Genomic DNA, 16,725 nt, shown 5'->3' with positions numbered 1-16,725 from the left:
ACACTTATCCGTTTTTACTCAACACACGCTAAGGCAAGTTTTATGTGTTTCACAGCATTTTATACTCCCTATCTGTAGCCGCAATGGGTATACCCAAGCTACCTGAAGATACGAGTTCCAGCATCTTCAGATTGTTTGTGCATAGATAGGCTCCCTCGCCTGACCTTCCATTGTGGCCATATCCTTTCGGATCCGCTGAGCGCCACTGTCTCATTTGCTTAAATCATTTTGTGTTTGAATCATTTCACATTGAATCGAATCAAAATATTTTAAGACAGTGACTTTCGGATCAAATCTTTAGCTCTTTTTCATCCGACACGCTTTTGAGATTATGTTATGACACAGAATAAAATTTTCGGCAGTTTGCTGCTTATCGCAGGCACCACAATTGGCGCGGGTATGCTGGCTTTGCCTATCGCATCGGCGGGACTTGGTTTTGGCACGTCCTCCGCCATCATGTTGATCCTGTGGGCGCTAATGGCCTACACGGCACTGCTTATGGTGGAAATCCATCAATTCGCCCCCAGCGATGCCAGCCTTAATCACTTGGCGCAACGCTTATTGGGTCGTAAGGGCCAGTTGATCGCCAATAGCGCCTTGATGTTTTTACTGTACGCCCTTTGCGCCGCCTACATTGCCGGTGGTGGTGAGCAAGTGAACCAAAAGCTGAGCACTTGGCTCGGGTTAAGTTTGCCACCGCAGGCGGGCGCCATCCTGTTTACCCTGCTGATTGGGGCGATTGTGGGCATGGGAACTCACTGTGTGGACCTTATCAATCGCGGTTTGTTTGCCCTTAAGCTATTGGCATTACTGCTTATGTTGGCCTTGTTACTGCCGCAGGTAGAAAGCCCACATTTGCTCGAACTCCCACTCAACCAAGGTTTAATTATCACGGCTATTCCGGTGATTTTTACTTCCTTTGGTTTCCACGGTTCGATTCCATCAGTGGTGCGTTACTTAGGGGTTGAGGTGAAAGCCCTGCGCAGGATCATGCTACTCGGCTCCGCTTTACCACTGGTCATTTATCTTTTGTGGCAAGTAGGTAGCCAAGGTGTACTGAGCCAAAGCCAATTGCTCGAAAATCAGAGCTTATCGAGCTTTATCAATCAACTAGCGAGCGTACTGCACAGCGAATACTTAAGCAGCGCGATCAGTTTGTTTGCCGATCTCGCTCTTGCTACTTCGTTTTTAGGGGTGAGTTTAGGCTTGTTCGATTTTATGGCCTCGACCTTAAGACGAGAGGATGATTTTTCTGGTCGTAGCCTGACCGCTGCCATCACCTTTTTACCGCCCTTAGGTTTTGCCCTCTTCTACCCCCAAGGTTTTATCACTGCCCTAGGTTACGCAGCGATTGCGCTGGTGATCCTCGCCATCTTTTTACCTGTGGCCATGGTGTGGACACAGCGCCAGACGAGGGACGCGGCCAATATGCCGACGGGATATCGGGTCGCGGGCGGCAAGTTTGCCTTAATGCTCGCCACACTTTGCGGAATAGTGGTTATCGCAGCGCAGATGTTTAGCTAGCTCCAATTCACTAACCAAAAGTTAGTTAGCCCTATTCGCTAGCTCGAATAACAGATTAGGTACAAGAGCCTGTAAAGCTTCAACTATTGACAGCAGGCTCTTGTCTATTCGATGATCCTTTCACATTAGTCAGCTAAGCCCTTGAGTGTTAAACTGCCTCTGATGCTCGTGCACGCTGCGACAGCGGCTAAGAAGACGGCTCCTAGAGTCAGTGACTAAAGACGGTTACTAATGTCAGTTGCTAAAAAAGTACCTCAGCAAAAATACCGATGCAAAGCAGGCGTGAGTGTATTTGTGCAATGCTAAGGCACGAGTTTGATCAGGGCTCAGTGAATAAGGAAAGAAGTCGAACCCAATGCCAATCCACAACAAGCCAAGCCGTAGCAGTGCTTCTGATAGCGAGACACCTCAACACGAGGCAACGGAGACATCCGCTGGCCCTCACAAAGGTGCTGCAGGTTCTGGAACGTATGCCACTGTAGCAACACAAAGCCGCCGTAAATTCCCCCTGAAAAAAACCTTATTGGCGACCAGCTTAACGGGCATCTTGGCGGGCGTGGCGTTAACTGTTTGGATTGTGAATACCCAGGCTGAAAAACTGATCATGCAGGCGGCAAACTTTGCCCTCGTAGGCATGGACAGCGAACTGATTGACATTGAATTAGGGGAAAGTCAGTTAGAACATTGGCGCATTACTTCTGCCAATCTTAGGGTGCATGACAGCCATATCACGCTTAATGATGTGAGTATCCAGCTAAAACTTGACTGGCCGCAGAGCTTTGCCGAGCTGAAACAGTTCAGCCAAATCGCTTACCTCACTCAAAAAATCACCCAAATCTCCACAGGTGATATTGAAGTCGAGTTAGGGCAATCGCTATTTTTACCCAATCGAAATGCCATCGATGAACAAGGCCCTGCCTTGGCCTTAGATATCAAATCATTACCCCTCATCGATATCGGTAAAACCAGCCTTATTCTTAAAGCCCACCATCTCAACACCCAAAATGATTTACCCGCCTATCGTTTGGTGATGGACAAGTTGAGCCTTAACGGCGCGGGGGAAATCAACAGCGAGTTTAGCCACGAAGGTGAAAGCATCGCCACACTCAAAGCCACACTCGCAGCTCAACAGTGGCAACTGGCAAGTCAAATTACACTCGCGCCGCTGCTTACAAGCTTGCATCAAATCAGCCTGAGGCAAGCGCAAGACAGTGTGCTAAGTCCGTTAACTAAACTTGATAAAGAGTGGCAAGCGTTAGCGATTGATCTGCAAGGTCAATTAGTGTCCGACAGCCGTATTACATTAACTTCGGGCGAGCTTATCAGCCAGCACCAGTTAATTGATCCTAAGCTGACTTTTAATAAGTTGGGTGCACTAGAACTTGCGCCAAAACCCGAGCTTGTGTCAAAACCTAAGTTAGCATTTAAGATTGCTGGACATTTAGCCGAACTTGACCTAAGCCTTGAGCCCTTTACCTTAGCTATGAGTCCTAATGCCGCGCAGCAACAGCGATTGATGCAGCTGCTCGATGAGACGCTGGCTAAACCTTTAACTCAGTCTCCATCCAAATCAGCAGCCAAGCCCGCTTCGGAGCAAGTGCCGGAACAAGTTGCAAGTCAAACAGCAGGTCAAATCGCTCAGCTGCTGTCAGGGCTCAAAAGCACTGATGCACCAGTGGGGATCGCGCTGACATTAAGTGAAGCCCTGCATTATCCGCTGACTCAAATCCAGCAAGATGCACAGAGTCAACCGCTTAAGAATGAGCCGCTTGATAATAAGCCGCTTAGGTTCAAACTTCCCCGTATTGAGCTAAAAACCTTAGGCAGTAAACTCGATACCCAAATCGATTTGGCCAATGTTGAAGTAGTCAAGTCCGCCGAAGCGCTGTCCTTCAACACAGATTGGCGCCTTAACGCTAAGCAAACCAGCTCACTGCAATTATCTGAATTGTGGGCGAATATTTCCCAAGATCTCAGCTGGAATAGCAGCCAGTTAACCACTGCGGGCAAATTGAGCTTCAATCAAACGCCAAGCTCAACCGACTGGCAATTCATTACCACGCCTATCGGCGCTGCGACCCAAACACAGCAAAATGCCGGCGACACGCTGCAGTTCACTGTGGGCGAGCTTAAACAGCTCAGCGCTCAAGATAACAATGCAGCTAAACATGCCGATGTGAGCCTTGGCAGTATCACAATAAATGCCCTTGCGCCGCTTACCGTCAGATCGCAGCGCAAATCAAATACCAGCTCAAGTATCAGCTCAGCACAAACTTCAGTGCCCGCGTCCGATACTGCAAACCAATTCACACTGGCCTTACCGCCTTTGACCTTGGCTCTGGAGCAGCTGCATTTTTCGCAAACCACACAGACGGTTGTTACTGAAACGGCTGTTGTTGAAACAAAAAAGGCTGAAACAACTGCTGTTGAAACGAAAGTGACAGAAGCTAGCGCTGACAAAAGCACAAACACGAGCATCACAACCAAAACCGATATGAGCGCGGGCAGTTTCTCGATTGCATTCCAAAAAGCCATGTCATTTGAGTTTAAGCCCGAGGTCGAAGCCCCACTCGACTCGTTGCTCGCAGCCACTTGGCAAAATCAACTCGCATGGCAAGCCAATCAGCTCAATATCGAAAAGCAACTCAGCAGCAAAGGTCGCAGCCGCAAAGAAACCGTACTTAAGCTGGACAAGTTATCGCTGGCACAAAGCTTAAATTGGAAAAATAACACGCTCTTTGGTGATGAGCACTGGCAAGTGGGCACGGTTGAGCTGCAAAGCCAACACAAGCTGAACCTTGCCACTGCGAGCAAACCTCTAGTGCTGACGGGTCAATGGGTTGTCGACACTAGCATGACCGAGGCGCTGTCCTTGCTCAATCAAACCCAGCCCTTGCCTGCTGAGCTTAATGTCACGGGTCATAACCAATTACAGGCACAGTTTAATTTAACCCAACAGCGCGATCAGACCCAATTTGCCATGCAAATTACCCAGTCGATGACCGAACTTGAAGGTTTTTATAAGGACACCACCTTTGAGGGGGGAAAACTGCAGGCGCAATGTGAGTTTACTTGGGGTCAATCTCATAAAAAACAGCAAGATAAAGGCTATTTTAGCAGTCTCAGTAAGCTAAATTGTCCGCAGACACTGATGACCTTTAACCTGTTTGATCCTGGCTTTCCACTGACCGATATCGAAGTGGAAGCCGATATCGCCCTTGGTAAAGATGCCGAGAAACTGCCCGACAATTGGATACAGCAACTCACAGGCTTAAGTGACACAGATGTTTCCATGACCGCCAAAGGCAAAGTACTCAGCGGCCAGTTCCTGCTACCAGAATTTAATCTGAAATTACAGGATAAATCCCATGCGTATCTGCTGCTGCAGGCCATGAGTCTGGAAGAGGTTCTGCGCATTCAACCGCAAATTGGCGTCTATGCCGATGGCATATTCGATGGCGTATTACCCGTAGACTTAGTCAACGGCAAAGTGTCGATCACAGGTGGTCAGTTAGCCGCCCGCGCCCCAGGCGGCTTAATCGCCATTTCGGGTAATCCGGCGGTTGAACAGATGCGCCAATCCCAGCCATACCTAGATTTTGTCTTTTCGACGCTAGAACACTTACAATACAGTCAATTATCGAGCAGCTTTGACATGGACCAAGCCGGTGATGCTAAGCTACTCGTCGAAGTGAAAGGCCGCAGCCAAGGGGTTGAACGCCCTATTCACTTGAATTACTCTCATGAAGAGAACATGCTGCAATTATTTAGAAGTCTGCAAATTGGTAATGACTTGCAGGACAGAATCGAAAAATCAGTGAAGTAACAAGGAAACCTCAGTGAAGATAATTCAATTACAGCAAGTTAGCCTAGGTGCCCGAAGCGCGATCGTCGCATTGTTCGCACTCGCCGCATTGCAGGGCTGTGCGCCCACAGTAAAAATAGAACCGCCGGATAAACCTATTGTGATCAATCTCAATGTGAAAATTGAACATGAGATACGGATCAAAGTGGATAAGGAATTAGATCAACTCTTGTCAGACGATAAGCTGTTCTAATTGATTAAGAATTGAGGAATCACCATGAAATCAATCCGACTAAAAACAAAGTTATTATTGCTATTAACCCTCAGCGTCTTAAGCCTCAGTGCTTTTGCCATGTCACTTCAAGACGCTAAATCACAGGGCTATTTAGGCGAACAAGCCAACGGCTACTTAGGATTAGTGCAAGCCAATCCCGAAGCCAAAGCCGTGATGGACGACGTAAATAACAAACGTCGCGCCCACTACGAAACCATCGCCAAGAAGAACAAACTCTCCCCCGCCGACGTCGCTAAACTCGCCGGCGAAAAAGCCATAGCCGCCACAGATAAAGGCAACTATGTACAAGATGCCAAAGGCAAATGGATTAAAAAGTAGTCCGCTTTTTAAGCCTCTAGCGCATAAAAGCAAAACGAATAGACATAAACAAAACGCCTGCAATAGCAGGCGTTTTTGTTGATGGAGTTTGATTAAGCACACTCATTCCAGTGACACGCCGTCCTGTTACCTAATAAAATCATCCCTATAGGCTCATCCGTGACATCTACGTCAAAAACGATCACTTACGTGATTGTGCTTAATCACATCGACAAATCCATACTGCTCATCGGATCGGGTAACCTCATTCAAACACAATATCCAATTTGAACTGAAAACGCCACACGTTGACAGTCTCTCTCAAGCGTGTGTCATCTACGTAACTAAATCAGCACGTAAAGCCTTAACATGTCTTTATGCTGGATGCTATTTTCAAAAATAGGTTCAGGATAGTTGAGTAGAAAATAGTCCTTTACCACTGACTCAACGCGAAAGCCAAGACGTTGATAATATGTCAGTTGATAGCCAAATGTGCCTGTGCCAAGCTCAACCCTTTTTATGCCTTTCATCGGTAAATTAGCTAGAGCGAATTTCAATAATTCAGAGCCTATACCACGACCTTGATGCTCTGGATATACAGAAACATTGTAGATCTCAGCAAGAGTCGAATTCTGAGATTTAACGGCGCAAACACCAAGTATTTGGCCTTTATCTGACGCAGTAAAACACCAAGAGTCAGATAAATACGTTGTAATGCTAGCTTCTGAAGGATCAGCTTCGAGCAGTAAGTCTATCGGAATCTCGCTACTTTTGACTTCGTTATATTCCATCTTTCCACCAAGCAGATAACAATTTATTACCCAGACTCCTCGTAAAAACCTAGCAAGAAATAGTTAGGTTTCGAACATTCCGAATAAATAATTTAAATAGGACAGCAACTTAGCATCTATCCCGATGATTTTTCAATCACTTTGTTATGTAGAAGTAACCGAGACTTTATATACGAGAAACTGATTAGCACAGTATGTAAATTAACGAATACCCAAAAATAGTATTATTAATACATTAACTTTGCCATAAACAACAAAGCGATATTATTGCTCGATATTATCCATTGAAAAAACGAAAATTTAAAACCGTCGTCTAATGCAAACTCTCGCCTTTTGAACCTCCAGACTACGCAAATGCTAAAAGGTGCGCCATGGTGATTGGCGAGACGACCGTCCGCTCCATGGACGGGGCGGTCGAGCATCCAAGGATGGACTCGCTGCGAGTCGACGAGTGAATACCATGGCAAACCAGACTATGTAGTAAGTTTGATAGCAAAAGCCGAGTTGAGAGTAGTAAGACCTCACGAATTATCATTGGATAGCATTAAATAGAAAGGTGTCGAAGATTCACGTGACTAATCTTAGGAAAAGGCTTTCTTAGCAGAAAAGAGTACGGATAACGCACTAACGCCATGGGGATTTGAGCGAATTATCGGCAAGTGGTTAATAGCAAAAAGCAATCGTGATGTATGGCTAATGTTAGAGATTAAAAACAAATGATGACTATTAATCTACAACCACATTATGCCGCTACCACGTGGCGCTGTGCACGCAGTGGGTGTAAGCGATTATGCATCACTTTAATGGTTTCAAACTGCACCATAGTTTTCGCGCCCGACAAAACACATTCGGGTGACAATAACATCACTAGCGCGGACTGTAGGGTATTTTCAACTACGAGGGCGAGCACTCTTTGCTTTTGGCATTTAAGCTCAAAGACTTTACCCACATCGCTATAAACACAGACATCACTGGTATCAAAAAACCATGATTTTGGCATTTGCGGTGTCAGCATAAAATGGGCTGCGGTGGCATTGAGGGCAATTTGAACAATTGCAGCATCGGACAAAGACAGGGTTTTAGGTAATCTATCGAGTAAGCTCATATAGAATTTGGCGTGCGCAATATTAAATTCCATGCTTGATAAGGCATCTGGAATGAGTAATTTTGCTTTATAAGACGTCAGAAATTCTATCTCGGAACCTAACGATACGCCTAAAACACCATACGAATCGTTATATTTCCATTGCCAATCTTTTTGTGGCATTAATAACATAACGGTGACCCAATATTTGAACACTGGGACATAATAGTAGATATTTTATCCAATATCAAAATAAAAATAATAAAATACAAATTATTTAACAGTTACTTAGTCGATCTAATATAGGATCTTAACAGCGATCCAGGGATCCTTTTAGATCGCTGTTGGAGAATAAGATCTTATTTTAGATCGTTATATTGATCTTAAGATCATTATTTTAAGCGGTATGCATTCACAATTTCTTTAATTAACTTCGGACCTTGATAAATAAAACCCGAATAAATCTGCACCATAACGGCGCCCGCATCAAATTTGGCCAAGGCATCTTCGGCACTATTGATGCCGCCCACGCCGATGATCGGGATCTGCCCTTTCAAGCATATCGCTAACTGCTTGATCACTTTGGTGGACAGCTCTGTCAAGGGTTTACCGCTTAAGCCGCCGCTTTCATTGGCGTTGGCAAGACCGCTAACACCATCACGCGTTAAGGTAGTATTGGTCGCAATTGCGCCATCAAATTTGTTTTTAATCAAAGCTTGCGCGATATTTTCAATTTCTTCGATGGTTAAATCTGGAGCAATTTTAAGCGCGATGGGCACGTATTTTTTATGCTTTTCGGCCAGTTCAAGTTGCTTAGTTTTAATTGCGCTCAATAATTCATCTAATAGATCGCCATATTGTAGCGATCGTAATCCTGGGGTATTGGGTGATGAAATATTCACCGCAATATAAGCCGCATGGAGATAAACTTTATCCATACAGATCAAATAATCGTCTTTACCTTGTTCTACTGGTGTGTCTTTATTTTTACCAATATTGACGCCAACCATAATGTCGGTCTTTTTAGCGATCAAATTTTTGACCAGATTATCGACACCTTTATTATTGAACCCCATGCGATTAATAATGCCTTTGGCAGGCTTTAATCTAAATAGACGGGGTAAATCATTACCGGGTTGTGGCCTTGGGGTCACAGTGCCCACTTCAACATGACCAAATCCCATCGCATGAAAGGCATCAATCGATTCGCCGTCCTTGTCCATACCCGCAGCGAGTCCCACTGGGTTAGGAAAAGTCAGTCCCATAACACTCACGGGAGCCGGTGCAATCGTTTGTCCGTATAGACACGTTAGCGGGCTATTGGCGGTCATTTTTAGACTGCCTATAGCAAGATGGTGAGCTCGCTCAGGATCCATCTGAAACATGACTTTCTGTGCGATTTTATAAAACATGTACTTTCCTCGACCTAAAAAAAGCCCCGGCGATCGCCAGGGCTTCTGATTGTTATAATAAGTTTACTTTTGGCCTTCGCAGTGAAGGATCAGAAGGTTAAGTTCACGTAGGGCGACAGAGAACTTAGCAAACTCATGGCTTTGCGACGTTTTGAAGTCAGCTAGCATGTGGAACCATCTTTCCAATAAGCCTTGATTGATCTCAATCCACTGAGAAATCACGCTTTCGGCATCACAGGTTGCACTGCAGGTTCTTAGTACCACTGAACTTAATGCACGTTGTTGCCAATCCAACTCTTCCCTAAAGGCGGCACGAGCCAGTGCTTGCCAATGGTTAGCCACTGGTTGAGCGCTGATCTGTTCTAAGAACCAGTGCAGCTCAACGCGGGCGCCGAGTTTGAAGTAAGTTTCAGCCACTAGCGCAACTGTCTTATCTTCTGTTTGGGCAATTTGGGCAATGTCTAAGGCAGAGAACAAGGTGCTCATGTTAGCCACAATGGTTGCCACAGCTTGTGGTACGTTTTCTTTGACCAAAGCATTGATCTCAGATTGGATACCTTTAGCTTCTTCTTCAACCAGATATAAATGAACATTGTCTTTAATTTGTTCAAATACTGGTTTGAAGAAGGCAACAGTCTGTTCGATGCTACCAGTGCGGTTACGGTGACGGAGGAACCAGCGGCTAGCACGACGCATATTGCGGCGTAACTGATGCAGCATTTCACCTTGAACCACAGCAGGAACTATGCCGTTTAAGTCAGTGATCGATTTAGTTAATTCAGCTAAACCAAATACTTCGCGGGCCATAGTGTAGCAAATTGCCGCGTCAGCAACTGAGGCACCAGTCTCATCTTGCATACGTTGAACAAAATTCAAGCCCATGTCGTTAACGAGTTCATTGGCGAGTGAGGTCGCAATGATTTCGCCACGCAGTGGATGGGTTGCCATTTTGTCGCTGTATTTTTCCTGAAGTTTTTTCGGGAAATAGGCAATAAGCAATTGGCTTAACAGCGTATCTTCAGTGATTTCTGGCGTCACTAATTGCTCTTTCAGCACCATCTTCGCATAGGCAACCAGTACTGATAGCTCAGGACGTGTTAACGCACGACCACTGGCTAAACGCTCAGCCAATTCGTCGTCAGACGGTAAGAACTCTAAGGCTCTGTCTAACTTGCCTTCTTTTTCCAGATACTGGATAAAGCGGATCTGCTCTTTTAACTGCTCAGCACCACGCACTTGAGTCACAGAGATAGTACGCGTTTGATCTTTACAGTCTTGCAGTACGATGTGGCCGACTTCTTCAGTCATTTCTTCCAGTAAACGGTTACGTTGTTTCAACGTCAGTTCACCTTCAGTTACCATAGCGTTCAGCAAAATCTTGATGTTCACTTCGTTATCTGAACAGTCCACACCACCAACGTTATCCACGAAGTCAGTGTTGATACGGCCGCCGTTAGACGCATATTCGATACGACCTAACTGAGTACAACCTAAGTTACCGCCCTCGCCGACTATCTTAGCGCGCAGTTCGCCACCGTTGACACGCAATGCATCGTTGGCACGATCGCCGACTTCAGCATGGGTTTCGCGTGCAGATTTCACATAGGTACCGATACCGCCGTTCCAGATCAAATCAACTGGCATTTTCAGCAGTTCTTTCATCAGCTCAGTTGGGGTCATAGAGGTTTTCTCTGTGGCCAACATTTGCTTAATTTCTGCCGATAATGGAATTGATTTAGATGAACGTAGGAAAATACCGCCACCTTTAGAAATCAACTTGCTGTTGTAATCTTCCCAGCTTGAACGTGGCAGAGCGAATAAACGCGCCCGTTCATCATAACTTAATGCCGTATCCGGATTTGGATCGATAAAGATATGCATGTGGTTAAAGGCTGCAACCAGTTTAGTGTGCTTAGACAACAACATACCGTTACCGAATACGTCGCCCGCCATGTCACCTATACCTAAACAGGTAAAGTCTGTAGTTTGGCAATCAATACCGACTTCGCGGAAATGACGCTTAACAGATTCCCAGCCGCCTTTGGCCGTGATACCCATTTTCTTATGGTCATAACCGTTACTGCCACCCGATGCGAATGCATCACCGAGCCAGAAGTTGTATTCAAGAGAAATCGAGTTCGCGATATCAGAGAATGTCGCTGTGCCTTTATCGGCTGCTACTACTAAATATGGGTCATCTTCATCGTGACGAACCACATCCAATGGGTGGACGATTTCACCGTTCAAAATGTTATCGGTAATATCGAGCAAGGCACGGATAAAGATGCGGTAGCATTCTTGACCTTCGGTGAAGAAAGCTTCACGGCCGCCTTCGGTTGGCAATTGTTTACAAACAAAGCCACCTTTAGCCCCCACAGGCACGATCACAGTGTTTTTCACTTGCTGTGCTTTTACCAGACCTAATACTTCAGTACGGAAGTCTTCACGACGATCTGACCAACGCAGACCACCACGGGCCACTTTACCGTAACGTAAATGCACACCTTCAACCCGTGGCGAATAAACGAAGATCTCGAATTTCGGCAGTGGACGTGGCATTTCAGGGATCAGTGAAGGCATGAATTTAAACGAGATATAACTCTTAGATTCGCCTTTAGCATCCTGCTGGTAGAAGTTGGTACGCAAAGTAGCGTTAATCAAGTCTAAATAACGACGAATAATACGGTCATCATCTAAGCTAGATACTTCGTCTAAACGTAAATTGATCTGTTCCATAAACTTGCCCAGAGTACGGGTTTTCAGTTTAGGGTTAAATTTACGGATAAACATCTTCACCAACAAATCAGCGATTTGTGGGTAACGACCGAAGGTTTCTTCGATATAAGACTGACTGAACGTCGCATCGATTTGACGCATGTATTTGGCATACGCGCGCAGTACCGAGACTTCACGGCCCGTTAAGCCTGACGCCAGAATAATACGGTTGAAACCGTCATCTTCTAACTTCTTTTGCCACACTTGTGACAGTGCAGTTTGGAATCTGTCTTGGCTATCGGCGATGTTGTCTGTATTCACGACTTTAACTGTCATCAAGAAGTCTAAGATCCAGAAGGTAGAACCGTCTGAGGTCGTGACTTCATATGGACGCTCGTTGATCACGCGCAGACCAAAGTTTTCCAGCATTGGCAGTACGTCAGAAAGATGAATTGGCTCATCTTTATGGAATAGCTTTAAACGCACTTTGTTGTCGTTCAGCGCCGCTTCTTGCGGTTGATAGAACAACATGCCGAGCTTGTGTTCGTCATCCAGTGCTTCGAGCTGTTGCATGTCAACGACGGCAGAGCTTGGTAATACGTCTTCTTTATAGCTTTGCTCAAACGCATTGAAATAACGCTTAGTCAGATGAGTGCCGGCTTCTTCACCGAGCGCACTGTTAAGCGCAGTGCTTAACTTATCTTCCCACGAACGAGCCGCTTCTATTAAGTTGTTCTCTATGGCAGCCACATCTACATCCATATTATTGTTATCAACTTTGACTATGTAGTGAGTGCGGGCTAGCGTCGACTCGGAGAAATAAGTCGTAAACTCTACATCTTCTTTGCTGTTAAAATGCTGGGCCAGAATACGTTGAGTATCTTGGCGGAGTTTAGTGTTGTAACGATCCTTAGAAACGTACACTAAACAGGATAAGAAACGGCCAAAGCCATCTTTGCGTACAAAGAGTTTCAGCTTGTCTCTGTCTTGCATTTCTAACACGCCATGGGCCATGTGCGATAAATCATCAACATTGGCTTGAATTAGCTCGTCACGAGGTAAATTCTCAAGAATGTTTAGCAGGGCTTTATAGTCGTGTGAACGTGGGGTTAAGCCTGAACGATCTAACACACGCTGCACTTTTTCGTTCAGCAGTGGGATTTCACGTGGGCTGCGGTTATACAGGTTTGACGCATATAAACCGATAAATCTATCTTCACCAACCACATTGCCTTTCTTATCGAAACGCTTGATACCGATATAATCGACATAAGCTGGGCGATGTACACGGCTCTTGGCACTGCTCTTAGTCAGGATTAACAAGCTGTGATCTAAGGCTTCTTTGCGGGCGCTATCGGAGAAGCTAGATAGCAACAAACCTTGCTCAGGTTGCGCTTTAGTGTGCTTGTTCATCAAACCTAAACTAGAGGCGATATTAGGCACTAACTCAACGTCACCTTCGACACGATTCAAATCGTATTGGCGGTAACCTAAAAGCGTAAAGTGATGATTATTCAAGTAAGTCAGGAAGTTAATCGCTTCTTCTAACTCTTGCTTATCGCCCGGGAACGGACGTTTTGGCAATTCCTTGATCATCTCACCCAACTTGGCAGACATGGCTTCCCAGTCATTGACAGATGAAGCAACATCGGCAAGCACAGACTGAATTTCGCGCTCTAATGCTTTGATATCGACTGTGCTGCTTTGACGGTCAATTTCAATCAAGAATACGGCGACATGTTCAGTGCTTTCTGGGCTCTGATTAAGATAAGTGACATTGGTCACACCGCTATCTGAACGCTCAATGGCCAGCGGAGTGTGTAACATCATGTGAGCAGTAATACCCATACGATTCAATGCCATACCAACTGAATCTACCAAGAATGGCATGTCAGGTTGGATAACTTCAATGATCGAGTGGGTAGATTGCCAGCCGTGTTTGGCCTGGCTAGGGTTGAACACTCGTAGGTGAGTGTTACCTTTTGGCGTTTTGTTCAGGGCGTTCCATAAACTGAGAACCGCACCGTATAAATCACTGTCATTACGCGCATTGAGATCGTCTTTCGACATGTGGGCATAAAGGCAGGTGGCGAACTGTTCAACTTGCTTGGCTTGTGAATTAGGGACTTTAGCGTGAATTAAACTGACTACATTTTCAAGTAGTACTGAAGGCATTGCATCTTTCAAGGCCATGTTGCTGTTTCCTTAAGCGTCTATGGCAGCGCTTTTTTCATTATTTGGATGCTTCGGCTTAACGATCTCAGATAAATTAATGTGATCTGGATCATCGCGCGAAGTTTATTACTAAAACCGCTGTATTTCGAGGAAAATTTTAGTGGTACATCCTCTTGAAATCCAGTATTCGCGTAAACAATGAATGACAAATGACCAAACAATCGATAAAGCAGACTAAGTATTCAAAAACAAATGGGGAGCTAAGCTCCCCATTTGTAGACCCTACTTAGGTTGGCGCCAGAAAACGGCGGCCAATGCAGGAAGGATAATTATGGCACCAAGCATATTTACCACAAACATGAATGTTAACAATATTCCCATGTCCATTTGGAATTTAAGTGCCGAGAAGAACCAAGTGCTGACACCAATCGCCAATGTGAGGCCAGTAAAGATCACCGCACTGCCCCGTTCGACCAACGCCTCATAGTATGCCTGTTGCACCGGCATACCGTTCGAGAGCTTAGACGACATGGTAGAGAGGATATAAATACCGTAATCCACACCGATACCGACACCCAGCGCAATAACAGGTAAGGTACTGACTGCTAAGCCAATATCCAGTTGCGTCATCAAGGCTTGCGCCAATGTTGACACCACATATAGCGGGATAATCACCGCCACAGTCGCTTTCAAGGATTTAAAGCTGATTAAACAGAGTACAAACACGGCACCATAGACGTATAACATCATAGGTAATTGCGCTTCAGCTACTGCTTCGTTGGTTGCGGCCATCACGCCCACAGGACCCGATGCCAGTTTAAACTGCAGCTTGTCGTTATCCATTTTCGCGGCGACGGCTTTCACCTTAGCGACCACAGTTTCTATGGTTTCTGCCTTATGATCTTTCATAAACAGATACACAGGCATGACAGAACAATCGCCATTTAACAAACCAGAGGTCGTCGGAATTTGGCCAATGGCCTGCACTAAACTCGCGGTCGTGCGCGGCAGCACTTCCCACCTTGGATTACCTTCGTTAAAGCCTGCGTTCACTTTTTTAGCAACCGACGCCAGACTCACAGTCGACTCGATCCCAGGCGTATTACGCACTAACCATTCAAACTCATCAATTTGAGTCAGCACATCGTGGTAAGTACAAGCCTCGGGCGCCGCCTCAACAATCACAGTCATCACATCAGTAGTGATGGAGAAATGATCTGTGATGAAGAAGGTATCGAGGTTATAGCGCGAATCTTGGTGTAACGCTGGCGCCCCGCCCTGTAAGTCACCAATCTTCATCTGATTGGCTTGTTGCAGACCGGCAAAATACAACACCACAGTGGCAATAATCACCACTACAGCGTATTTAGGCGTCGCAAAACGTGCTAAGAAACGCCAAATCGCTTCAGTGCGAACTTCTTCAGCCGTCGGCTCTGCGGTTTTATTGACTTTGATTTCAGTAAAAGAAATCACCAAAGGCAACAGGATAAGGTTAGTGAAAATGATCACGCCCACACCGAGTGACGCCGAAATCGCGAGCTCGCGAATAATTCCGATATCAATCGACAACAGGGTAATAAAACCAACAGTATCAGACAATAATGCGACACCACCTGGCACTAACAAACTGCGAAATGCCGAAGCCGCCGCCGCTTTGGTGGTTTGTCCATCCATCACGCGGCGCCTTACCGCGTTGATCATTTGCACCCCGTGACTGACCCCGATGGCGAATACCAAAAACGGCACCAGAATCGACATGGGATCAAGACCAAAACCTATCACAGTCAATAATCCAAGCTGCCAGACCACAGCGGTTAAACTGCAGACGAGGGGTAAAACGGTCAGAATGATCGATTTAGAGAAGAGGTAAACCATGATGGCGGTGATTAAAATGGCGATCACAAAGAACAGCAATACGCCCTTAGCACCATCGGCCACATCCCCCGCCATCTTGGCAAAACCTATGATGTGAATTTTAACCTTGTCAGTTTCAAACTTGCCCCTAAGTTCTTTTTCGAGCTGCGCCGCAAAGGCAATGGTATCTAAGGGTTTACCTGTTTGTGGGTCAAAATCCATTAACTGCGCCGACACCATGGCCGCACTGTAATCGTTAGCAATTAATCGACCAACGATGCCCGCTTTTTCAATATTATCGCGCACGGTTTCGAGCCCAGATACTGAGGTCGAAAAATCCGCAGGAATAACGGGCCCGCCAGCAAAACCATCTTCAACGACTTCGGTAAACCGAGTGGAAGGCGAAAAAATCGATTTCACCTGCGCGCGATCAACCCCAGGTATAAAAAACAGCTGATCGTGCACGTTTTTTAAGGTATCAAAATAGTTCGCATTAAAAATATTGCCGCTGGTGTCTTCCACCGCCACCATAATGCTGTTGGCGCCACCAAAATCTTTTTGATGTTTCAGGTAGGTCTGCATATAACTGTGGTGCAGTGGAATGTTTTTTATGAAGGCCGCATCCATTTTGAGTTGACTGGCTTGAAAGCCTAAAAACAACGTCAAAAACACAAAAATGCCGACGACCCACGCACGATTGCGAAATAAAAATGACTCAAATCCGTTGACCAGTTTTTCTAACATCTTCTCGGCCCTGTTATTGTAGTTTTAAA

The 16,725-nt window shown here is 45.7% G+C and carries 9 protein-coding genes; 4 read left to right on the top strand and 5 right to left on the bottom strand.

The genetic code is table 11. The features are described 5' to 3' along the window. Positions 1-336 precede the first annotated feature (336 nt). The 4 genes from OX890_RS11250 (at position 337) to OX890_RS11235 (ending at position 5,942) form a co-directional block, all read left to right on the top strand. Positions 337-1,524, top strand: a complete 1,188-nt coding sequence (locus tag OX890_RS11250; protein ID WP_126491795.1) for an aromatic amino acid transport family protein — start codon at positions 337-339, stop codon at positions 1,522-1,524. A gap of 355 nt (positions 1,525-1,879) precedes the next feature. Continuing rightward, positions 1,880-5,350 carry a YdbH domain-containing protein gene (locus OX890_RS11245; protein ID WP_268649216.1) on the top strand — a complete coding sequence of 1,157 codons (3,471 nt, stop codon included), beginning with the start codon at positions 1,880-1,882 and terminating at the stop codon, positions 5,348-5,350. 13 nt (positions 5,351-5,363) lie between these two features. Continuing rightward, a complete protein-coding gene (locus OX890_RS11240; RefSeq protein WP_006086286.1) occupies positions 5,364-5,582 on the top strand; it encodes a YnbE family lipoprotein in 219 nt (72 codons plus the stop codon). Positions 5,583-5,606: 24 nt separating this feature from the next. Beyond that, positions 5,607-5,942, top strand: coding sequence for a YdbL family protein (locus tag OX890_RS11235; protein ID WP_006081899.1), 336 nt, complete (start codon positions 5,607-5,609; stop codon positions 5,940-5,942). Between the two features lie 323 nt (positions 5,943-6,265). Here the strand turns inward: OX890_RS11235 and OX890_RS11230 are convergent, their stop codons facing one another. The 5 genes from OX890_RS11230 to OX890_RS11210 all read right to left on the bottom strand — a co-directional run bounded on the left by OX890_RS11230 (position 6,266) and on the right by OX890_RS11210 (position 16,696). After that, the gene (locus OX890_RS11230) at positions 6,266-6,712 is read right to left on the bottom strand and encodes a GNAT family N-acetyltransferase (RefSeq protein ID WP_126491793.1); all 447 of its coding nucleotides are present in this window, start codon (positions 6,710-6,712) and stop codon (positions 6,266-6,268) included. Positions 6,713-7,454: 742 nt separating this feature from the next. Continuing rightward, positions 7,455-7,988 carry a cell division protein ZapC gene (locus OX890_RS11225; RefSeq protein ID WP_006081901.1) on the bottom strand — a complete coding sequence of 178 codons (534 nt, stop codon included), beginning with the start codon at positions 7,986-7,988 and terminating at the stop codon, positions 7,455-7,457. 200 nt (positions 7,989-8,188) lie between these two features. Continuing rightward, entirely contained in the window at positions 8,189-9,208 is a 1,020-nt protein-coding gene (pyrD, locus tag OX890_RS11220; protein ID WP_268649215.1) for a quinone-dependent dihydroorotate dehydrogenase, read from the bottom strand. Positions 9,209-9,271: 63 nt separating this feature from the next. Further along, complete coding sequence (locus OX890_RS11215; RefSeq protein ID WP_011846980.1) at positions 9,272-14,116, bottom strand: NAD-glutamate dehydrogenase; 4,845 nt, start codon at positions 14,114-14,116, stop codon at positions 9,272-9,274. 264 nt (positions 14,117-14,380) lie between these two features. Beyond that, on the bottom strand, positions 14,381-16,696 hold the full coding sequence (locus OX890_RS11210; RefSeq protein ID WP_268649214.1) for an efflux RND transporter permease subunit: 2,316 nt from the start codon (positions 16,694-16,696) through the stop codon (positions 14,381-14,383). Positions 16,697-16,725: the final 29 nt, after the last annotated feature.

This window comes from Shewanella sp. DAU305, assembly GCF_026802235.1.
In the GTDB taxonomy this organism is placed as follows: domain Bacteria; phylum Pseudomonadota; class Gammaproteobacteria; order Enterobacterales; family Shewanellaceae; genus Shewanella; species Shewanella baltica.
The sequence above is the reverse complement of the archived record's forward strand: the minus strand, read 5'-3'. Positions and strand labels throughout refer to the sequence as shown.